The sequence below is a fragment of the Mesorhizobium australicum WSM2073 genome (assembly GCF_000230995.2).
In the GTDB taxonomy this organism is placed as follows: domain Bacteria; phylum Pseudomonadota; class Alphaproteobacteria; order Rhizobiales; family Rhizobiaceae; genus Mesorhizobium; species Mesorhizobium australicum.
Genome location: NC_019973.1, coordinates 330,912 through 350,471 on the forward strand (window position 1 = coordinate 330,912; position 19,560 = coordinate 350,471).

Genomic DNA, 19,560 nt, shown 5'->3' on the forward strand with positions numbered 1-19,560 from the left:
AGCAGGCTTCGGGCATGGGTGAGAAATCACTCAGCGGCACTGAGAACCGGTACCGGCATGATTTGGGTCAGTCGCTGGAGCAGTCTGGAGCGCTCGCCCGCCGCCTTTTCGGCGCTTGCCTGCCGGACATGGCCATAGCCGCGGATCAGCGCCGGGACCGAGACCAGGGCTACCGCGGCCTCGATCTTGCCCGGCGCCAGCGAACTGGCCACGAGCTGTAGATCGGCCTCGTACTGCGCCAGCAATTGCCGCTCCATGCGCCGCTCGGCGGTGTAGCCGAACAGGTCGAAGGCCGTGCCGCGCAGGCCCTTCATCGCGGCCAGCAGGCGAAAGCCTTTCATCATCCAAGGGCCGAAGCTCGATTTCCTGGGTTTGCCGTCATTGCCGCGACGTCCCATGATCGGCGGGGCGAGATGGAATTCAAGTTTCTCGTAGCTCTGGAACTGCTTGCCAAGCGCGGCGGCGAAGGAGCCGTCGGTATAGAGCCGCGCAACCTCGTATTCGTCCTTGATCGCCATCAGCTTGAACAGGCTTTTGGCGGCGGCTTCGGTCACGTCGGTCGAACCCGGCACGGCCTTCGTTTCTGACCCTCGCAGCGTCGATATCCTGTCGGCGTAGCGCTTGCCGTAAGCAGCGTTCTGATAGGCCGTGAGGAAGGCAACACGGCGGGCGATGATATCGTCCAGTGTCTCAGCGACCGGACCGGCCTGTCCGGCCTTGTCGCCGAGGGTTGCGGACGGCTGGGCGATGAGGCTGCGCACGAAATCCGGCTGATGCGCGGCGCGGCGGCCCCAGCGGAAAGCAGCGATGTTCATCGCCACCGCTTCGCCATTCAATTCAATGGCCTTTTCGACGGCTTCGGCCGAGAGCGGCAGACCGCCGAACTGGAAGGCAAAGCCGAGCATGAACATGTTGGCGCCCAGCGAATTGCCGAACAGGGCTGTGGCGGTGCGGGTGGCGTCGAAGAAATGCGCCTTGTCGTCACCGGCCGCTGAGCGGATCGCCTTCTTCAGGCGCTCGATCGGCAGCGAGAAATCGGCTGATCGAGCAAATTCGCCCGGCATGATCTCGGCGGTGTTGGCGAGGAAGATCGTATGCCCCTCGCGCACCGCCGTCAGCACTTTCTTGGCGCCCGACACGACGAGATCGCAGCCGAGCACGAGGTCGGCCTTCCCCGCCGAAACGCGGATGGCATTGATGTCCTCCGGTGTGCGGGCGATGCGGACATGGGTGAACACCGAGCCGCCCTTCTGGGCGAGGCCGGCCATGTCGATCATGCCGCAGCCCTTGTTCTCCAGATGCGCCGCCATGCCGAGCACGGCACCGACGGTGACGACGCCGGTGCCGCCGACGCCGTCGATGATCGCCGCCCAGCCCTCGACGCCGAGCGGAAATTCGGCTGGCATCGGCACGCCTTCAAGCGGGTCGGTCCCACCGGCCAGGCCCTCGGCCTTGCGGATCTTGGCACCGTGCACGGTGACGAAGGACGGGCAGAAGCCGTTGACGCAGGAGAAATCCTTGTTGCAGCTCGACTGGTCGATCTTGCGCTTGCGGCCGAATTCGGTCTCGACCGGCTGGATCGAGACGCAGTTCGATTGCACGCCGCAATCGCCGCAGCCTTCGCAGACCAGTTCGTTGATAAAGACGCGCTTGTCGGGATCGGGAAAGGTGCCGCGCTTGCGACGACGGCGCTTTTCGGCGGCGCAGGTCTGGTCGTAGAGCAGGATCGATACGCCCTTGACGTCGCGCAGTTCGCGCTGGACGAGGTCGAGGTCGTCGCGGTGGTGGATAGCGGCGCCGGCCGGGAATTCGGCCTTCCCAGCATATTTGTCGGGTTCGTCGGTGACGATGGCAATGCGGTCGACGCCCTCTGCCCGCACCTGCCTGGCGATCATATCCACCGTCAGCCCGCCTTCATGCGGCTGGCCGCCAGTCATGGCGACGGCGTCGTTGTAGAGGATCTTGTAGGTGATGTTGGCCTCGCTCGACAGGGCAAAGCGGATCGCCAGCGTGCCGGAATGGTTGTAGGTGCCGTCGCCGAGATTCTGGAAGATGTGGTCGCGCCTGGAGAACGGCGCCTGGCCGACCCATTGCGCCCCCTCGCCGCCCATGGCGGTGAAGCCAACTGTGTTGCGATCCATCCACAGCGCCATGAAGTGACAGCCGATGCCGGCGGCGGCGATCGAGCCGTCGGGCACCTTGGTCGAGGAATTGTGCGGACAGCCCGAACAGAAGAAGGGTGTGCGCGAGCCGATGTCGGTGGCATCGGCCAGCATCGCCTGGAACTGGCGTAGCTTCGCGACCCTGGCTGAAATCTCTTCGGACGGGCCGATGGTCTTCAGGATTCTCTCGCCGAGCGCAATGGCGATCTCGTTGGGGTCGAGCGCCCCCTTGGCCGGAAACAGCCAGTCGCCGCGCTCGTCCTTCTTGCCGACGATGACCGGCTGCGAGGCCGTGCCATAAAGGCTTTCGCGCAGTTGCACCTCGATCAGCGAGCGTTTCTCCTCGACGACGACGATGGTGTCGAGACCGCGTGCGAAGTCGGCGATGTGCTGCAGGTCGAGCGGCCAGGGGCAGCCGACCTTGAACAGCCGCACGCCGATGCGGTTGGCGGCCGCCTCGTCGATGCCGATATCCTCCAGCGCCTGGCGGACATCGAGATAGCTCTTGCCCAGCGTGATGATGCCGAGTTTCGGATTGCGGCCGCCCGAATAAACGATCCTGTTCAGCCCATTGGCATGGATGAAGGCGGAGGCCGCGGCACGCTTGTGCTCATGCAGCCGTTCTTCCTGGCCGAGCATGTCGATCTCGTGGCGGATGTTGAGACCGCCCGGCGGCATGTCGAAATCCGGGACGACGATGTTCAACCGTTCGAGCGAGGCATCGACCGAAGCCGTCGATTCGATGTTGTCCTTGACGCATTTGATCGCCGCCCAGGTGCCGGCGAAGCGCGACATGGCAAAGCCGTACAGGCCGTAGTCGATGATCTCCTGGACACCGGCCGGGTTGAGGATCGGCACCATGGTGTCGACGAAGAGGAATTCGGTGGCGTGCGCATTGGTCGAGGATTCGGCCATGTGGTCGTCGCCCATGAGCGCAAGGACGCCGCCATGTCTGGACGAGCCGGCGAGATTGGCGTGGCGGAACACGTCGCCCGAACGATCGACGCCCGGCCCCTTGCCGTACCAGACCGAAAAGACGCCATCATGGGTGCCCTCGCCGAGCAGTTCCGTCTGCTGCGAGCCCCAGCAGGCGGTGGCGGCCAGCTCTTCGTTGAGGCCGGGCTGGAAAACGATGTCAGCCCCGGCGAGCTGCTTTTTCGCCTTCCACAGCTGCATGTCGAGGCCACCGAGCGGCGAGCCCCGATAGCCGGAGACGAAGCCAGCCGTGTTCAGGCCGGCGCGGCGGTCGCGCTCGCGCTGCATCAGGAGCATGCGGATGACCGCCTGCGCGCCGGACAGGAAGATGCGCTCCTTTCCAAGATCGAACTTGTCGTCGAGCGCGACATCGTGCAGCGTCATCAGGCATTTCCTCTGCGAAGGCCGCGCGGGGCAGCAGCCAACGTCGGGATCGGATGACGCATCCTTTCTTCCCTTGCAAGGCAGGTCAAACAAAATCGAAAGGACCGGCCAACGCGCGACAAGCAGTTCGGCGGGCGCTGGACCACGCATGAAACGGTGTGCCGACAGCGCGATGACACACGAAAATTCCAGCCGAAATCGATGCCTTCGGAAGGTGTCAGCCGGCTTTCGAGCAGTCCGGCTTCGGCTCGCCCGGCAGCTTGCCGTCGGGATGGCCGGCGAGGTCGGGGTTGGCCGTGTAGAGCTGGTCGATGACCAGCGGCCGATCGGGCAGGATGGACTGGTCTTCCGTCGACATCAGCGTGGTGTCGATCTCCTGCAGGACCGCGCCATCGGCGCCCTTGATGCTGATGGCGATGGCATAGGGCTTGTTCCTGACAACGCAGGTCAGCGCCGGGCTTTCCAGGCTCACCTTGTCGAGCTTCGGCCAGATCTTCTGCTCGACCACGAAGGGATCACCACCGGCGGGGTTCTGGAAGCTGGCAACCGCCACCTGACCCTCGCCCATCGGCCGCAAGGGCCTCAGCGTCACGACATAAGTCGCCCTGGCGAGGCGGTAGTTGAAGACGAAGATCTTGCCGGAAACTTCGAACAGCTTGCCTCCACCGCCGGTATCCCGGCAAGCGCCAAGCGTCATCGCCGCAATCAGCGCCGCGCCAGCAACCGTCGAGCGGGAAAGAATTCTAGGCATTCCTGACCTCATTGGCCGCCATGCGGCGGCGATAGTGACGGCTTGCCTTCTGCCTGTTGCCGCATACCGCCATGTCGCACCAAAGGCGGCTGGAATTGCGGCTTCTGTCGACGAACAGCCAGGTGCAATTGGGACAGATCCTGAGCCTCGCGATGGTGTCGTCACGCAGCAGGGAAAGCGCCGAAACCGCCAGTGCCGCCTCGAAGGCGATCGGCGTCGCCGGATCGCCGAACGGCCGTCCCTGCGCCCCGATCTCGGTCCCGCCGGCGGCCAGGCCGTCGGCGCAGGACCGCAGGAATTCGGGCAGATCGGCGGTGGCCACCGCGCCTTTCAACACAGCGCCTCGAAACAGCCTATCGGTCGTCTCGCGGATCGACAGCACGACGGGCGCGATTGCCGCCGGCGAGGACACCGCCAGCCGCCTGTCGCCAAGCTCGGCGGCGCGAAAGCCGCTAGCCGCGTCGGCGAAGCGGACGATTTCGGCCGGATCGTCGAAGCGGTCGAACGTGCGCTCCGGATCGCCGCGCAGCACGACGGTGTTCGCCGTGTCGAGCGCGAGCAGGCCGCCGGTGAAGCGGTGAGAAGTCCAGGCAACTGTCATTCCCGAACATCTAACCGATAAATCGCGTTTGACAAGTTAGATTCGACGATGCAAACCTCGGCGCAGGGTATCGCCGCCTTTGTCCGCTCCGCGCTTGTCCTATTCCCTCTTGGGCGGGATGCTTCTGGTGTTGTCGAGCATGCTTTACTTCTTCCAGCAGGTGCTGAACGGGCTGCACTCGGGTGCGCTCTATGCGTTGCTCGCCTTCGGCTACGTGCTGACCAACGGCATTCTGCACCGCACCAACCTTGCCTATGGGGCGCTGTTTGCCTTTTGCGGCCAGGCGATGATCCTGAGCGTCGCCTTCGGCTACCAGGTGCTGTGGCTGACGCTGCTGGCCTCGGTGCTGTTCGGCGTCCTCGCGGCGTTCCTCTATGCGGCGCTCATCAGCCATGTCCTGTCGCGCAGCATCTTCGAGCCGTTGGCCGACCGCTCGCCCAACGCCATCGTGGTGACGACACTCGGCATCCTGCTCGTCCTGTCGGAAGCAAGCCGCATCGCCGCCGACACGCATGATCTGTGGCTGCCGCCGATGCTGGCCGAGCCCATCGTTTTCGCCGAAGGCTCCGGATTCAAGGCGACGCTGACGCTGATCCAGGTGCTCGACTGCGCCGTGGTCGTGGCGGCGGTCGCCCTCGCCACCTGGGCATTTGCCCGCTCAAACTTCGGCCGGTGCTGGCGCGCCGTCTCCGACGACCCCAGGGCCGCCGCCCTATGCGGCGTCGACGTGCGCGGCGTGTTCCGGCGTGCCGTGCTGTTCGGCGGCTTCTGCGCCGCGCTGGCCGGGGTCATGGCCAGCCTCTACTACGGCAATGTCAGCTTCGGTTCCGGCCTTGTCTACGGCCTGAAGATCCTGTTCGTGACGGCGGTCGGCGGTTATCTCTCACCGCCAAAGGCGGCGCTGGGCGCGGCCGCTTTCGGCATGGCCGAGTCACTGTGGGCCGGCTATTTCCCGGTCGAATGGCGCGATGCCTGGATGTATCTGTTCCTGGTTGCCATGCTGATCCTGATCGGCGCCGGCCGCGACACCGGCAAGGTCGCCTGATCCCGTCAGACTTTGGTTGCATGACCTCTCGTCAGGCCTCGGTTTTCCACCGTGCCGCGAGCGCCGATGGCCTGCATCCTTCGTCCCCGTGTTGACCAACCGGACCACGCACTGCATACGGTTGGGCCAGGCGGCGCGACGAAAAAGGGGGATCGCGCGTCACCGCATCAGGGAGGAATGCATGGCAGGGCTTCTCGCTCTATCCAGAACGATCGATCGTATGAACGAGTTCATCGGCAAATCGGTATCCTGGCTGATCCTGCTGGCGATCCTGGTGAGTGCGGCCAACGCGGTCATCCGCAAGGTGTTCGACACCTCGTCCAACGCCTGGCTGGAGCTGCAATGGTACCTGTTCGGCGCCGCCTTCATGCTGGCCGCCGCCTACACGCTGAAACAGAACGAGCATATCCGCATCGACATCGTCTACGGCCTGTTTTCACGCCGCGTGCAGCACTGGATCGACCTCTTCGGCCACGTCTTTTTCCTGATGCCGTTCGTGACGCTGATGGTGTTCTATTTCGTGCCCTACGTGTCGCTGTCGTTTCACAGCGGCGAGATGTCGACCAACGCCGGCGGCCTGATCGTGTGGCCGGCCAAGGCGATCCTGCTGGTCGGCTTTTTCCTGCTCGCGCTGCAGGGCATTTCCGAGATCATCAAGAAGATCGCCATCATGCGCGGCGTCATTGAGGATCCCAACCCATTCATTTCCGTGCACGAACAGGCTGAACTCGAAGCCAAGGCGCTCGCCGAAGAGGTGCGTTCGTGATGGAGTTCATCGCCCAGAACATGGCGCCGATCATGTTCGCCTCGCTGATCCTGTTCATGCTGATCGGCTATCCCGTCGCCTTTTCGCTCGCCGCCAACGGCCTGATGTTCTTCTTCATCGGCGTGCTTCTGACACCCTATTCGGGCGGCGCGATCAATCTCGCATGGCCGCTGCTCTATGCGCTGCCGGACAATTTCTACGGCAGCCGGGTGATGTCGAACGACACGCTGCTCGCGATCCCGTTCTTCACCTTCATGGGCATCGTGCTCGAACGATCGGGCATGGCCGAAGACCTGCTCGACACGATCGGCCAGTTGTTCGGACCCGTCCGAGGCGGCCTCGCCTACGCGGTGATCTTCGTCGGCGCACTGCTGGCGGCGACCACAGGCGTGGTGGCGGCGTCCGTTATCGCCATGGGACTGATCTCGCTGCCGATCATGCTGCGCTATGGTTATGACCGCCGGGTGGCATCCGGCGTCATCGCGGCGTCGGGCACGCTCGCCCAGATCATTCCGCCATCGCTGGTGCTGATCGTTCTCGCCGACCAGCTCGGCCGCTCTGTCGGCGACATGTATGCCGGCGCCCTGATCCCCGGCCTGGTGCTGACAGGCCTATACACGCTCTACATCGTGATCATGTCGATCGTCCGGCCAAAGTCGATGCCGGCCCTGCCGCTCGAGGCGCGGACGCTCGGCCATGGCGTGGTGTCGTTGCTGATCGCGTTGATAGCGGCCATTGCGGTCGCCTATGCCGCCTACCGTTACCTGGTGCCCGCTCATGGCGACAATGCCGATATTCTCGGCGCGACGGTCGGCGTCGTCTTCATCTACATCGTCGCGATCCTCGACCGCAGCCTGAACATCAACATGATGTCGCGGCTGGCGCAGCAGGTCGTGATCGTGCTGATCCCGCCGCTGGCGCTGATCTTCCTGGTGCTCGGCACCATCTTCCTCGGCATCGCCACCCCAACCGAGGGCGGCGCGATGGGCGCGGTCGGTGCGCTGGCAATGGCGGCAATGAAGGGCCGGCTGTCGATGGACGTGATCAAGCAGGCGCTGGCCTCGACGACGCGGCTGTCGTCCTTCGTGCTGTTCATCCTGATAGGCGCGCGGGTGTTCTCGCTGACCTTCTACGGCGTCAACGGCCAGATCTGGGTCGAGCATCTCTTGACCTCGCTGCCAGGCGGCGAAGTCGGTTTCCTGATCGGCGTCAACATGCTCGTCTTCTTCCTCGCCTTCTTCCTCGATTTCTTCGAACTGGCCTTCATCATCGTGCCGCTGCTGGCGCCGGCGGCCGACAAGCTCGGCATCGACCTGATCTGGTTCGGCGTGCTCCTGGGCGTCAACATGCAGACCAGCTTCATGCATCCACCATTCGGCTTCGCGCTGTTCTACCTGCGCTCGGTCGCTGCCCGCGTGCCCTATCTCGATCGCCTGACCGGCAAGCAGATCGCGCCGGTGACAACGGGCCAGATCTATTGGGGCGCGGTGCCATTCGTCTGCATCCAGGTGATCATGATCGGCCTGACCATCGCCTTCCCGCAAATGGTGATGCGCTACAAGGGCACGGCCGTCGATTCCGGCACGATCGACTACACGGTGCCCGGGGTGCCCAGCCTGTCGCCGCTCGGCGCGCCGGACGGTGGCGGCGCGCCTGCCAATGGCGGCGCCGCACCGACGGCGCCCGGCACGCCCGATCTGTCGCAGCCCCCGAATTTCGGCGATGCGCCGCCGGCCAAGCCGGCTGCACCCGCGCCGGACCTGTCGCAACCTCCGAGCTTCAATTGATGGAAACGATGCCATGAAAGCCGTGCGATTGGAGGCAGTGGGCAGCATCTCGTTGCGCGAGATCGCCAAACCGGTCCCGGGCCCGGACGACCTCCTGGTGCGGATCGAAGCCTGCGGTGTCTGCGGCACCGACCGGCATCTTTTCCACGGCGAGTTCCCCTGCAGGCCGCCAGTGACACCCGGGCACGAATTCTCCGGCATCGTCGAGGCAATCGGCACCGCCGTCTCCGGCTTTGCCGTCGGCGACCGCGTCACCGGCGACCCCAACATCGCCTGCGGGCGCTGCGGCCATTGCCATGCCGGCCGCGTCAATTTGTGCGGCAATCTCACCGCCATCGGCATCCACCGCGACGGCGGCTTTGCCGACTATGTGGTGATGCCGCAGAAACAGGCCTTTGTCCTTCCCGCCGATCTGAAGCCAACTCATGGTGCTTTCTGCGAGCCGCTCGGCTGCTGCCTGCACGGCGTCGACCTTGCCGAGATCAAGCCAGGCAGCTCGGTGGTCGTGCTCGGCGGCGGCGTCATCGGCCTGCTCACCGTGCAACTGGCGCGGCTGGTCGGGGCCACCACCATCATCCTGTCGACACGGCAAGCCTCGCGGCGCGCGCTTGCCAGCGAACTCGGTGCGACGGCGACGGTCGATCCCGCCGCCACCGATGTGATCGAGGCCATCGCCGGTCCGGCCGGACTGATGCCTGGTGGCGCCGACGTGGTGTTCGAATGCGCCGGTGTGCGCGAGACCGTCGAGCAGTCGATGCGGCTGGCAAGGGCGGGCGGCACCGTCGTTATCGTCGGCGTGACGCCGCAAGGCATGAAGGTGGAATTCGAGCCCTTCGACCTGTTGTTCCGCGAACTCAAGGTAGTGGGCTCATTCCTCAATCCCTACACGCATCGCCGCGCCGCCGAGCTTATCGCGTCGGGCGTGATCGAGATCAATCGGCTGATATCTAGGCAAGTCACGCTCGAAGAGGCGCCAGGGGTGATCGCCAACCCGCCGGCTCCTGGTGAAGTGAAGGTGCTGGTGGTGCCAGGTATGGGCTGAGGTTCAGGCTTCGCGGCATTTGGCAATTGCCGTTGCCGTCGAGCAAAGAAAAGCCCCGGGGAACAAAAAATGCCCCGGGGCTTTCGAAAAGCAAAGTGCAATCGCCTACAGCTTGCCGTTGCGCTGCTGGACCATCATGAAGGTGTCGTAATTGTATTCGGCCACCTGCGCCCAGAGATAGTGCTCCTTGCGGAAGCCCTTGATCGATTCCCAGATCTTCTTGAACGGCGCGTTCGAGGCTTCCATTTCGGCGTAGACCTCGTTGGCCTTCTCGAAGCAGGCGGCCATGATCTCCTGGCTGAATGGGCGCAGTTTGGCGCCGCCGGCCACCAGCCGCTTCACCGCCGGAGGGTTCACATAGTCATATTTCTGCAGCATGTTGGCGTCCGCGGCCTGGGCGCACGTGCGCAGCAGCGACTTGTAGGTCGGAGAAAGCTCGTCGTATTTCGTCTTGTTGAACATCAGGTGGACGGTCGGGCCGCCTTCCCACCAGCCGGGGTAGTAATAATAGGGCGCGACCTTGTAGAAGCCGAGCTTCTCGTCGTCATAGGGGCCGACCCATTCGGCGGCGTCGATGGTGCCCTTTTCCAGCGCCGGGTAGATGTCGCCGCCGGCGATCTGCTGCGGCACGACGCCGAGCTTCTGCACCACTTTGCCGGCAAACCCGCCAATGCGCATCTTGAGGCCGGAGAGGTCGGCGACGGTGTTGATCTCCTTGCGGAACCAGCCGCCCATCTGCACGCCGGTGTTGCCGCCCGGCAGGCCGAACAGACCTTGCGTGGCGAGAAACTCATTGAACAGGTCGATGCCGCCGCCATGGTAGTGCCATGCATTCATGCCGCGCGCGTTGAGCGAAAAGGGGACCGCCGCACCCAGCGCCCATGTCGGGTCCTTGCCCCAGTAATAATATGCCACCGTGTGGCAGGCCTCGACCGTGCCGGCCGTGGTGGCATCGGCGGCCTGCAAGCCGGGAACGAGCTCGCCGGCGGCAAAGACCTGGATATGGAAATTGCCGTCGGTGGCTTCCGACAGCATCTTGGAGAACACTTCGGCCCCGCCATAGATGGTGTCGAGCGACTTCGGGAAGGACGACGCCAATCGCCATGTCACCTTGGGGTTGGACTGGGCGATTGCCGGTGCGGCGAGCGTGACCGCCGCCGCCGCGGCTGCGCCGACGCCGGTGACGCCGGCCTTGCGGATAAATGAACGACGATCCATGCAGTTCCTCCCTTTTGGACCAACAAACCGACGTTCGGGAAATCCTCGGCTCCCGCATCGGTTCGCTCGAAACAATACACGGGCAAGGAGTCGAGTCCAGCACGGCGGCCGGATTTGATGGCGAAGCCACGCGACCTGCAACTATAGTCTAACAGACGGTTTCGTGGCCCATGCGACACGCTGAGACTTGGCTGGAAAAATGCCCCGGGATCGCTTATTTTAAAGGCAGGACATCCCTTGCCAGATGGAAGACAGACCCAAAATGCAGCAGCCGCTCGTCGCCATATCGACCGACGTCCGTCAATTCGACAACTACACCTGGCATGCCGCCCCTCAACAATATCTGGAAGCAGCAATCGTAGGTGCCGGCGTTTTCCCACTGCTCGTGCCATCGTTCGGCGACCGGCTGGACTTCGACGAACTTCTGTCGTCGGTCGACGGCGTCATGCTGACGGGCTCGAAATCCAACGTCGACCCCTCGCTCTATGGCGGCGATGCCAGCGAAGCGAACGGCCCCTATGACACCGCGCGCGACGCCACGACGCTGCCGCTGATCCGCAAGGCGATCGAGCGCGGCGTGCCGCTGCTTGCCATCTGCCGCGGCATCCAGGAATTGAACGTGGCGCTGGGGGGCACACTGGGCACCGAGATCCAGGAGCGCGAGGGGTCGCTGGACCACCGTGCGGCGGTGAGCGACAAACAGGATGAGCGCTTCGCCATTCACCAGACCATTTCGATCAAGCCAGGCAGTTGCCTGGCAGGCGTGTTCGGCGCCGGCGACATCAAGGTCAATTCCTTGCATCGCCAGGCGATCGACCGGCTGGGATCGAAGCTCGAGATCGAGGCTGTCGCCACCGACGGCACGGTCGAAGCGGTTTCGGTCAAGGGTGCCCGCGCCTTCGCCGTCGGCGTCCAGTGGCATCCCGAATACTGGGTCAAGTCGGACAGCAATTCCGCCAAGATTTTTCGCGCTTTCGGCGATGCGGTGCGCCTGCATGCCGCCGCGAAAGCCGGCGCGCGGGCGGCGGCGGAGTAGTCAGTCTCTAGGTTTCAAGCCACCGTCTGATGCCAGCGACAGCAACGGCAGGGCCGGCGCGTAGGATTCGTAGCCATCGCCATCAGCCACGGCAAAGGTGACGATCGGATCAATGCCGTTGGCGCTGAAGGCAACGGTTCCGTCGTTTTGCTCGCGCCAGAATTTAGCACGCTCGAGGCCCGGCAGGAGCCGTCGGCAATTCGGCGCCACCGTCAGCAGCGACAGGCCATCCGAGACCGAGGCGCCGCGCGTGACCGCGCATGCGCCTTCGTCGCCATTAGCAATCAGTCTGTAGGCATTGGAAGGCGTGGCCTCATTGGCAATGCTTTCCCCGCTGCCGTCATGAAACAGCTGAACGCCGCCAAACAGCGCGGCGGCGGCGATCAATGCAAAAAGCGTTTTCATCATTCCTCATCCAGCACGCAGGATGAAGAATGATTTCAAAGGGTTAAGCCGACGTTAATAAATATGGCAGTGCCACCGCTCAAGGGCGAGCCTTCACATGCGCCGTCTCGGGCACTGGTGTCAGCGGCCTGCGGTCGCTGAACCACGACACCAGATTGTCGACGCATAGATCGGCCATGGCGCGGCGTGTATGCTCCGAGGCCGAGCCAACATGCGGCAACAGAGAGGCGTTTGGTAAGTCGAGCAACGCCTTGGGGACATTCGGCTCGTCGGCGAAGACATCGAGCCCGGCGGCGGCGATGGTGCCGTCGGCGAGAGCGGCCGCAAGCGCCGCCTCGTCGACGGTGCTGCCGCGGCCGATGTTGACGAAGACGCCGTTCGCGCCGAGCGCCAACAGGATCCCGGCATTGACCGCTTTCTGTGTCGAAGCACCGCCGGGCGCCACCGAAATCAGCGTGTCGACTGCCTCGGCCAAGCCCTTCAGCGTGTCGTGGTATTGATAGGACAGGCCTTCGACCCGGCGTCGGTTGTGATAGGCGATCGGCAGGCCGAAGGCCTCCAGCCGCCGTGCAATGGCCTGTCCGATGCGGCCCATGCCGAAAATACCGACGCGGCGCGCGCGCAAGGTCAGCCGGCTCAGCGGATAGTTGCCCTTCTTCGCCCAGCTGCCGTCACGCAGCCAGGTTTCGGCACGCGGCAGGTCGCGCACCGTGTTGATCAGCAGCCCGATCGCGGTGTCGGCGACCTCTTCGGTCAGCACGTCGGGCGTGTTGGTGACCATGATGTCCTTCGCCGCCGCATGGCCGACATCGACAGAATCGTAGCCGACGCCGAACGAGGCGATGAGTTCGAGGTTCGGCAACGCATCCATCATCGCCGCACTGATGCCGGCAAAGGATGCGATGCCACGCACCGCGCGCCGCATCTCCTCGGTGACCAGCGCGGGATCGGCGCGCTCGATGCCGATGCGATTGAACGTCTGGTCGATACGCGCGACGGCGTGGTCGCTGAAATCGGCCGGCACCAGAATGGCAACGGCTTCCAATTGTTCGGCCTTGGTCATGCACGCTCCACCGGCTTGCCGGTCGACTGGCGCACATGCAGTTCCGGCTTGATCAATTCCTGCGAGGGCCGCACCGTCTGTCCGTTGAGCTTGTCGAGCAGCGCGCTGGCGGCGCGGCGGCCAACCTCGCGCTGGCCGTTCCAGACGGTGGTCAGCGCCGGCGTGGCTATCGCCGCCTCTTCGAGGTCGTCATAGCCGGTGACGGAGATGTCGACGCCCGGCACAAGGCCGGCACGCGCAATGCCGTTCATCAGGCCGATGGCGACGAGGTCGTTCCAGCAGCAGGCCGCGGTCGGCCTGTCCTTCAGCGCCAGGAACTGCCCAGCGGCCTCGAAACCGGCTTGCTTGGTGCGCGGGCCTGATATGCGCCAGGACGGCCTGACTTCGAGCCCGGCCGCCTCCATGGCGTTGACATAGCCCTGGTAGCGATCGCGGCCGGTCGAGGTCTGGTCGGTGCCGCCGATCATGGCGATGCGCTTGTGGCCAAGCGAGATCAGATGGTTGGCGGCGAGGCCCGTGCCGTAGGCATCGTCGCCGCGAAACACCGGTACGTCGGCACCCTCGACCGTGCGTGCGATCAGCACCGCCGGCAGCCCATTCTCCTCGGCCATGACGATATCGGACGCCGGCGTGCCGATAGCCGGCGACATGATGACGCCATCGGCGCCGAGCTGCAGCAATGTATCGATGAAGGTGCGCTGCTTTTCGAGCTGATCGTAGTGATTGGACAGGATGAAGGTCTGCCGGCTGCGGTCGAGCTCACTCTCGATCGAGCGCAGAATCTCGGCGAAGAACGGGTTCATGATGTCGTGGACGACGACACCGACAATGCCCGAGCGCGAGGTGCGCAGGCTGGCGGCGCGGCGGTTGTAGATATAGCCGATGGCGCGCGCATGTTCCTTGATGCGGTCGCGCGTCGAGCCGGCAACCAGCGGGCTGTCGCGCAGTGCCAAGGATACGGTGGCCGTGGACACGCCGAGCGCATCCGCGATCGTCGACAGCTTGATCTTCTGTGCCAGCCTTTCGCTCCCCGTCGTCTTTTTAAACTGTTTAAGGGCGGCCTTATGCCATCGATCCGGGCCAAATCAAAGTTTTTTTGCCAGCGCCTCGGCCTCGACATCCGAGGCCGCACGGCTGCGCAGCCTGAGCCGATGTTCGCGATGGACGATGTAGAGGCCGCTGGCGACGATGATGGCGGCGCCGACCAGCGTCCAGCGGTCGGGGAACTGCTTGAAGACAAGCCAGCCCGAAATGATCATCCACACCATTTGCGAATAAGGATACGGCGCGAGCGCCGTGGTGGTCGCCAGCCGATAGGCCTGGACCAGCAGCCAGTGACCGACACCGCCGAACACGCCAAGCATGAGCAGCACGGACCAGTGCCAGCCATCATGCGGCAGGGAAAATGAAAACGGCAGCAGGGGCAGCAGCAGGACCGTCGGCGCCAACGCCGAGAACAGGATCAGGCTCTCCGGAGTCTCGGTCGCCGACATGCGGCGCGTCATGATGACATAGAAGCAGTTCGACAGCATCGAGCCGAGCGCGAAGAGATGTCCGATGCCGAAAACGCCGACACCGGGCCGCGTGATGATCAGGACCCCGGCGAAAGCGGCCAGGATAGCCAGCCAGCGCCGCCATCCGGCCCATTCGCCGAGCAGCGGCCCGGCAAGGGCGGTGATCACCATCGGCCCGAAGAAATAGATGGAGGTCGTCTCGGCCAGTTGCAGGGAGCGCAGCGCCAGGACATTGAACATGGTCGAGCCGAACAGGAACGCGCCGCGCATGACATGCGCCGGCAGGTTGACCGGCCGAAATCGCCTCGGTTCGCGCCAGCCACGCAGCAGCGCTCCAACCAGCACGACATGCACGGCAAAGCGCACCCAGGCGACGATCAGGACGGAGACGCCGGCCAGGACGAGATATTTGCTGCTGGTGTCGAGGAAGGTGAAGAAGACATAGGTGGTCAGCATGCACAGGATCGCCACCGGCGGCGTCGCGCTTTCGACATGTCTTTGGGAAGGATTCACGTGCAGGCCGGGGAAAAGCTGGGCTGGAACCCCACCTTTGCGGGAATTGCGGCTTGCCGGCAAGCCAATTGTCGCCCGCAGCCGCGCCTAAGCTCGCTGGTACAACAACAGTCGGCGTCAGGCTTAGCCTTCGGGCGCTACGCGTGCATGCGGGCGCCCTTGGTTATCTTGTCGACCACCTTCTTCTCGGCACGCAGTGCTATGCCGACCACCTTGGCATCTTCGGGCGCGAACTCGGCAAAGACGGCGCGGTTGGCGGCATCGAAGCCGGTCGAGAACATCTCCTCGACATAGAGCGAGGTGGTGACGCCGCGTTCCAGCGCACGCCGATGGATCGCACTCATCGTTGCCTGATCGGCCGAGAGCACGATGACCGGCTGGATCGACAGTGGATTGTAGAGATTGCCGGCGCGGTCGCGATAGGGCTCGCCGATGATGTCGGGGAATTGCGCGACAATGCCGCTGGTCAGGAAGGCGGTGACGTTGAGTTTCTGCCAGACGGCCAGGTCTTGCCGCAGTACGATTGCAAATTTCGTATCGAACATGAGAAAACAAGCCATTCAAAGTTAGGCCCCGTGTAACGAGGCTGAAGGAGACGATGTCGTTCGATCTAGACCGCCAGGCCTTCGAGGGTCTTGGACGTTTGTGCGCGGATGCCGCTGAAAACTGCATCATCTCCGCTCGCGACCCCGTGGGGATGGAGCGCATCGAGGCGCGGTTTCACGGCAGCGCCTTCGATCCGCATCGCCACGACACCTACGCGATCGGGGTGACGCTGCGCGGCGTGCAGACCTTCCGCTATCGCGGCGCGGCACGGCTGAGCCTGCCCGGCCAGGTCATCGTGCTGCATCCGGACGAGTTGCACGATGGCGGCGCCGGCACGGAAGAAGGCCTGCGCTACAGGATGCTCTATCTTGAGCCGTCACTGATGCTCGACTGTCTCGGCGGCACGGCGCTGCCCTTCGTCAGGGACGGCGTGGTGACGGACGAGGCCTTCTGCGCGACCCTGCTGTCGGCGCTCGGGCCGTTGGAGCAGGAACTCGACGAGCTGTTCGTCGACGACTTCCTGGCGCGACTGATGCAAAGTCTGAACCGGCATGCCGGCAAGCCGGCAAAGCCAATAGCCGGGACGGCGTGGCGGGCGGCGACACTGGCGGGTGAGTATCTCACGGAAAACCTCGACCGGCCCGTGCGTTCGGGTGAGTTGGAAGCCGTCACGGGTCTCGACCGCTATGCCCTGTCGAGACATTTCCGCGCGGCCTTCTCGACCAGCCCGCATCGTTTCCTGGTAATGCGCCGGCTTCAGCGCGCGCGCAGGATGATCGCCGCCGGCGTGCCCTTGGTACAGATCGCGATCGAGGCCGGCTTCAGCGACCAGAGCCACTTCAACAGGCAATTCAAGAAAGCGTTCGGCATGACGCCGGGCCGTTGGTCGTCCTTGATCCACGGAAATACCGCGGCCGCCTGACGGCCGGAGAGATCAGTCGTCCGACTCGGCGTCGTCGTCGATCAGCACCAGTTCCTCGTTGGAGAGGTTGGCCTCGATGCGGGCGAGCAGCTTGAACAGCGCCTTCTGGTCCTTCTTGTCGAGGCCCTTAAGCGCCTGCTTTTCGGTCTTCTTCACCGACTTCTCAATGGCGCGGATGGTTTCACGGCCGGTATCGGTGAGGAAGATATGGGCTTGGCGGGCATCGGAGTCGGACGCGCGTTTCTCCAGAAAACCCTGTGCCTGCAGCCGGTTGATGGTCTTGGTGATGGTCGGCGGACGCACGCCGAGGCGACCGGCGAGATTGCCCGGCGTCTGGCCGTCCTCACGGTCCAGCGCCAGCATGATCTGGTCCTGGCCGGCGTAAAAGCCATGCGCCAGGAGCCGTGCCGCCAGCGCGGTCCTTGCCAGCCTTGCCGCTGAATGCAGCCGGCTCATCGTTGCAGTCTTGTCCGCCTTGGCCATGGTGATCCCTCTTCGGCCGTACCGGTGCGCACAGCATAGACGCAGCCGGCCGGTTGGCAATCGACGATCGAAAAAGATTCCGGCATCCGAAACAGCTTTGCCGGCAAGCATTCGCGGTGTCCGCCGTGGTGATGCCAGATGTTTATTTCAGTTAGATGACAAACGAGTTTCGGGTGAAGGGAATTCGGAGCGACCGCTGCGTGAATGCGATCCGACGACCGGACAGCCCTGGCAAGAGGCCCGTTGATCATTCCGCCGCCGGGGACGGCGGCCGCTTCCGCGGCCATGATGGCGGGACAATCCCGGTCGGCAGCTTTGGCCCATGGTTTGCCCCGTGCAAAAGCCCGGCGCACATCCTATATGGAACCGACAATCCCTTTTCGCGGCCTGAATTTCAGGGCCTAGTCATTTCGAGGCAAGCCATGAGCGAAGCGCAGACACAGATCCCCGTAACCGTCCTCACCGGCTATCTCGGCGCTGGCAAGACGACGCTGCTCAACCGCATCCTGTCGGAAAACCACGGCAGGCGCTACGCCGTCATCGTCAACGAATTCGGCGAGATCGGCATCGACAACGACCTGATCGTGGAATCAGACGAGGAGATCTACGAGATGAACAATGGCTGCGTCTGCTGCACGGTGCGCGGCGACCTGATCCGTGTCGTCGAGGGCCTGATGCGGCGGCCCGGCCGCTTCGACGCCATCGTCGTCGAGACCACGGGTCTCGCCGATCCTGTGCCGGTGGCGCAGACCTTCTTCATGGACGACGACGTGCGCTCCAAGACCAAGCTCGATGCCGTGGTGGCCCTGGTCGACGCCAAGCACCTGCCGCTCAGGCTCAAGGATTCCAAGGAAGCCGAGGACCAGATCGCCTTCGCCGACGTCGTCGTGCTCAACAAGACCGACCTCGTCACCCCGGAAGAACTCGCCAAGGTCGAGGCGACGATCCGCGCGATCAACCCGGCCGCCAAAATTCACCGCACGACGCGCGCCGGCGTCGCCCTGTCGGAAGTGCTCGACCGTGGCGCCTTCGACCTGTCCAGGGCGCTGGAGAATGATCCGCACTTCCTCGAAGCGCATGATGAACATGATCACCACGATCATGATCATGATCATCACGACCACGATGGGCACGACCACCACCATCACGCTCATCCGTCCGACATCCATGACGTGACGGTGCAGTCGGTGTCGCTGCGCGGCGGCGAGATGGACCCGAAGAAATTCTTCCCGTGGATCGAGAAGGTCACCCAGATGGAAGGCCCCAACATCCTGCGGCTGAAAGGCATCATCGCGCTCAAGGGCGATGACGAGCGCTATGTCATCCAGGGCGTGCACATGATCATCGAGGGCGACCACCAGCGCGCCTGGAAGGACGGCGAAAAGCACGAAAGCCGGCTGGTGTTCATCGGACGCGAACTCGACGCTGAACGGCTGAAGAAGAGCTTTGACGCCTGCCAGGCCTAGGTTCAGCCACACGATTCAAAGCTTGAATTGTGCGATACGTACACATATCATGTGTACGTATCGCGATGAGGAATGACCATGCCTAGACCTGCGGACAACAAGACCGAGCGCTACCAAATCCGCATTCCCCCTTCGGAGAAGGCGATGATCGCGCGCGCCGCTGCGCTCTCGCACAAAGACATGGCAGACTTCATCCTCGATAAGATCGTGCCTGCGGCGCAGGCGGTGATTGATGCGGCTGAAGTGACGAAGGTGTCCGACCGCGACTTTAAGCGCATCCTGGACCTGCTGGAACACCCGCCAAAACCCAACGCCAGGCTCAAGGCGGCGATTGCGGCCTTGCCGGACACTTTGTGACTCTTCCGTCCTGGCACGAGGAGCCAATAGCAAAACGCCACGATCGAGCGTCCTTCGATTGTGGCGACCTGCAGATGAACGAATTTCTGCAGCGGTTCGCGCGACAGAGTCATGATCAGAATGCGGCCAAGACCTTCTGCGCGATCGGCGATACAGCTTCGGAACGTGTACTCGGTTTTTATACGATCGCGCCGTCCGCCGTCGCTCATGAAGCCGTTCCCGCAGCCCTGACGAGAGGCTTGGCACGACACGAAGTTTCCGGCTTCAAGCTTGGCCGTCTTGCCACCGATCGCACCGTCGCCGGGCAAGGCCTCGGAGGTCAGTTGCTTGCCGCGGCGGCATTGCGCTGCCTGCGGCTTGCGGGAGAAGGGGGCGGCATTCTGCTCATCATCGACGCCAAGAGCGAGCGGGCGGCAAAGTGGTATGCAAGCTACGGCGCCGAGCGTCTCACAGGATCGGATTTGACTCTGGTAATGCCGTTGGCAGCATTCGCTGCGGATCTACGAGCCAAGGGGCTGCTTTGA

General features: G+C 63.8%; 19 protein-coding genes. 9 read left to right on the top strand and 10 right to left on the bottom strand.

From position 1 onward, the window contains the following. Positions 1–26 precede the first annotated feature (26 nt). From MESAU_RS01510 to MESAU_RS01520, 3 genes are all read right to left on the bottom strand, one after another. Positions 27–3,521: an indolepyruvate ferredoxin oxidoreductase family protein gene (locus tag MESAU_RS01510; protein ID WP_015314283.1), complete on the bottom strand. Its 3,495-nt coding sequence runs from the start codon at positions 3,519–3,521 to the stop codon at positions 27–29. A gap of 217 nt (positions 3,522–3,738) precedes the next feature. Next, on the bottom strand, positions 3,739–4,272 hold the full coding sequence (locus MESAU_RS01515; protein ID WP_015314284.1) for a hypothetical protein: 534 nt from the start codon (positions 4,270–4,272) through the stop codon (positions 3,739–3,741). Then, complete coding sequence (locus tag MESAU_RS01520; protein WP_015314285.1) at positions 4,265–4,873, bottom strand: CGNR zinc finger domain-containing protein; 609 nt, start codon at positions 4,871–4,873, stop codon at positions 4,265–4,267. The genes MESAU_RS01515 and MESAU_RS01520 overlap by 8 nt, the downstream gene beginning before the upstream one ends. 139 nt (positions 4,874–5,012) lie before the next feature. On the opposite strand from MESAU_RS01520, the gene MESAU_RS01525 reads away from it, so the two are divergent. The 4 genes from MESAU_RS01525 to MESAU_RS01540 all read left to right on the top strand — a co-directional run bounded on the left by MESAU_RS01525 (position 5,013) and on the right by MESAU_RS01540 (position 9,513). Continuing rightward, complete coding sequence (locus MESAU_RS01525; protein WP_041163583.1) at positions 5,013–5,918, top strand: branched-chain amino acid ABC transporter permease; 906 nt, start codon at positions 5,013–5,015, stop codon at positions 5,916–5,918. A 181-nt stretch (positions 5,919–6,099) separates the two neighbouring features. Then, positions 6,100–6,684, top strand: a complete 585-nt coding sequence (locus MESAU_RS01530) for a TRAP transporter small permease subunit (protein WP_015314287.1) — start codon at positions 6,100–6,102, stop codon at positions 6,682–6,684. Next, positions 6,684–8,471, top strand: coding sequence for a TRAP transporter large permease (locus MESAU_RS01535; protein ID WP_015314288.1), 1,788 nt, complete (start codon positions 6,684–6,686; stop codon positions 8,469–8,471). Before MESAU_RS01530 ends, MESAU_RS01535 begins: the two co-directional genes overlap by 1 nt. 13 nt (positions 8,472–8,484) lie before the next feature. Beyond that, positions 8,485–9,513 (top strand): zinc-dependent alcohol dehydrogenase family protein, encoded by a 1,029-nt coding sequence (locus MESAU_RS01540; protein WP_015314289.1) that lies wholly within the window; start codon positions 8,485–8,487, stop codon positions 9,511–9,513. A gap of 105 nt (positions 9,514–9,618) precedes the next feature. Here the strand turns inward: MESAU_RS01540 and MESAU_RS01545 are convergent, their stop codons facing one another. After that, positions 9,619–10,731, bottom strand: coding sequence for a TRAP transporter substrate-binding protein (locus MESAU_RS01545; protein ID WP_015314290.1), 1,113 nt, complete (start codon positions 10,729–10,731; stop codon positions 9,619–9,621). 244 nt (positions 10,732–10,975) lie between these two features. Between MESAU_RS01545 and MESAU_RS01550 the strand changes: the two genes are divergently transcribed. Next, on the top strand, positions 10,976–11,767 hold the full coding sequence (locus MESAU_RS01550; protein ID WP_015314291.1) for a gamma-glutamyl-gamma-aminobutyrate hydrolase family protein: 792 nt from the start codon (positions 10,976–10,978) through the stop codon (positions 11,765–11,767). Here the strand turns inward: MESAU_RS01550 and MESAU_RS01555 are convergent, their stop codons facing one another. The 5 genes from MESAU_RS01555 to MESAU_RS01575 form a co-directional block, all read right to left on the bottom strand. Next, the gene (locus MESAU_RS01555) at positions 11,768–12,172 is read right to left on the bottom strand and encodes a hypothetical protein (protein WP_041163584.1); all 405 of its coding nucleotides are present in this window, start codon (positions 12,170–12,172) and stop codon (positions 11,768–11,770) included. 79 nt (positions 12,173–12,251) lie between these two features. Then, entirely contained in the window at positions 12,252–13,235 is a 984-nt protein-coding gene (locus MESAU_RS01560) for a 2-hydroxyacid dehydrogenase (protein ID WP_015314293.1), read from the bottom strand. Then, positions 13,232–14,254: a LacI family DNA-binding transcriptional regulator gene (locus MESAU_RS01565; protein WP_083882944.1), complete on the bottom strand. Its 1,023-nt coding sequence runs from the start codon at positions 14,252–14,254 to the stop codon at positions 13,232–13,234. The genes MESAU_RS01560 and MESAU_RS01565 overlap by 4 nt, the downstream gene beginning before the upstream one ends. Positions 14,255–14,320: 66 nt before the next feature. Continuing rightward, positions 14,321–15,262, bottom strand: a complete 942-nt coding sequence (locus MESAU_RS01570; RefSeq protein ID WP_015314295.1) for a DMT family transporter — start codon at positions 15,260–15,262, stop codon at positions 14,321–14,323. A 137-nt stretch (positions 15,263–15,399) separates the two neighbouring features. Further along, a complete protein-coding gene (locus MESAU_RS01575) occupies positions 15,400–15,807 on the bottom strand; it encodes a DUF2000 family protein (protein WP_015314296.1) in 408 nt (135 codons plus the stop codon). 53 nt (positions 15,808–15,860) lie between these two features. Here MESAU_RS01575 and MESAU_RS01580 point away from each other — a divergent pair, with 53 nt between their 5' ends. Next, positions 15,861–16,730 (top strand): AraC family transcriptional regulator, encoded by an 870-nt coding sequence (locus tag MESAU_RS01580; RefSeq protein ID WP_015314297.1) that lies wholly within the window; start codon positions 15,861–15,863, stop codon positions 16,728–16,730. A 12-nt stretch (positions 16,731–16,742) separates the two neighbouring features. Here the strand turns inward: MESAU_RS01580 and MESAU_RS01585 are convergent, their stop codons facing one another. Beyond that, complete coding sequence (locus MESAU_RS01585; protein ID WP_015314298.1) at positions 16,743–17,213, bottom strand: MarR family winged helix-turn-helix transcriptional regulator; 471 nt, start codon at positions 17,211–17,213, stop codon at positions 16,743–16,745. 422 nt (positions 17,214–17,635) lie between these two features. Between MESAU_RS01585 and MESAU_RS01590 the strand changes: the two genes are divergently transcribed. The 3 genes from MESAU_RS01590 (at position 17,636) to MESAU_RS01600 (ending at position 19,560) form a co-directional block, all read left to right on the top strand. Next, on the top strand, positions 17,636–18,679 hold the full coding sequence (locus tag MESAU_RS01590; protein ID WP_015314299.1) for a CobW family GTP-binding protein: 1,044 nt from the start codon (positions 17,636–17,638) through the stop codon (positions 18,677–18,679). Positions 18,680–18,757: 78 nt separating this feature from the next. Further along, positions 18,758–19,036 carry a type II toxin-antitoxin system TacA family antitoxin gene (locus MESAU_RS01595; protein WP_015314300.1) on the top strand — a complete coding sequence of 93 codons (279 nt, stop codon included), beginning with the start codon at positions 18,758–18,760 and terminating at the stop codon, positions 19,034–19,036. Next, positions 19,033–19,560: a hypothetical protein gene (locus tag MESAU_RS01600; RefSeq protein ID WP_015314301.1), complete on the top strand. Its 528-nt coding sequence runs from the start codon at positions 19,033–19,035 to the stop codon at positions 19,558–19,560. Before MESAU_RS01595 ends, MESAU_RS01600 begins: the two co-directional genes overlap by 4 nt.

Excerpts from the sequence above, each read along its gene's own strand:
- MESAU_RS01510 (WP_015314283.1), bottom strand. The coding sequence starts at position 3,521 with ATGACGCTGCACGATGTCGCGCTCGACGACAAGTTCGATCTTGGAAAG.
- MESAU_RS01515 (WP_015314284.1), bottom strand. The coding sequence starts at position 4,272 with ATGCCTAGAATTCTTTCCCGCTCGACGGTTGCTGGCGCGGCGCTGATT.
- MESAU_RS01520 (WP_015314285.1), bottom strand. The coding sequence starts at position 4,873 with ATGACAGTTGCCTGGACTTCTCACCGCTTCACCGGCGGCCTGCTCGCG.
- MESAU_RS01525 (WP_041163583.1), top strand. The coding sequence starts at position 5,013 with ATGCTTTACTTCTTCCAGCAGGTGCTGAACGGGCTGCACTCGGGTGCG.
- MESAU_RS01530 (WP_015314287.1), top strand. The coding sequence starts at position 6,100 with ATGGCAGGGCTTCTCGCTCTATCCAGAACGATCGATCGTATGAACGAG.
- MESAU_RS01535 (WP_015314288.1), top strand. The coding sequence starts at position 6,684 with ATGGAGTTCATCGCCCAGAACATGGCGCCGATCATGTTCGCCTCGCTG.
- MESAU_RS01540 (WP_015314289.1), top strand. The coding sequence starts at position 8,485 with ATGAAAGCCGTGCGATTGGAGGCAGTGGGCAGCATCTCGTTGCGCGAG.
- MESAU_RS01545 (WP_015314290.1), bottom strand. The coding sequence starts at position 10,731 with ATGGATCGTCGTTCATTTATCCGCAAGGCCGGCGTCACCGGCGTCGGC.
- MESAU_RS01550 (WP_015314291.1), top strand. The coding sequence starts at position 10,976 with ATGGAAGACAGACCCAAAATGCAGCAGCCGCTCGTCGCCATATCGACC.
- MESAU_RS01555 (WP_041163584.1), bottom strand. The coding sequence starts at position 12,172 with ATGAAAACGCTTTTTGCATTGATCGCCGCCGCCGCGCTGTTTGGCGGC.
- MESAU_RS01560 (WP_015314293.1), bottom strand. The coding sequence starts at position 13,235 with ATGACCAAGGCCGAACAATTGGAAGCCGTTGCCATTCTGGTGCCGGCC.
- MESAU_RS01575 (WP_015314296.1), bottom strand. The coding sequence starts at position 15,807 with ATGTTCGATACGAAATTTGCAATCGTACTGCGGCAAGACCTGGCCGTC.
- MESAU_RS01580 (WP_015314297.1), top strand. The coding sequence starts at position 15,861 with ATGTCGTTCGATCTAGACCGCCAGGCCTTCGAGGGTCTTGGACGTTTG.
- MESAU_RS01585 (WP_015314298.1), bottom strand. The coding sequence starts at position 17,213 with ATGGCCAAGGCGGACAAGACTGCAACGATGAGCCGGCTGCATTCAGCG.
- MESAU_RS01590 (WP_015314299.1), top strand. The coding sequence starts at position 17,636 with ATGAGCGAAGCGCAGACACAGATCCCCGTAACCGTCCTCACCGGCTAT.
- MESAU_RS01595 (WP_015314300.1), top strand. The coding sequence starts at position 18,758 with ATGCCTAGACCTGCGGACAACAAGACCGAGCGCTACCAAATCCGCATT.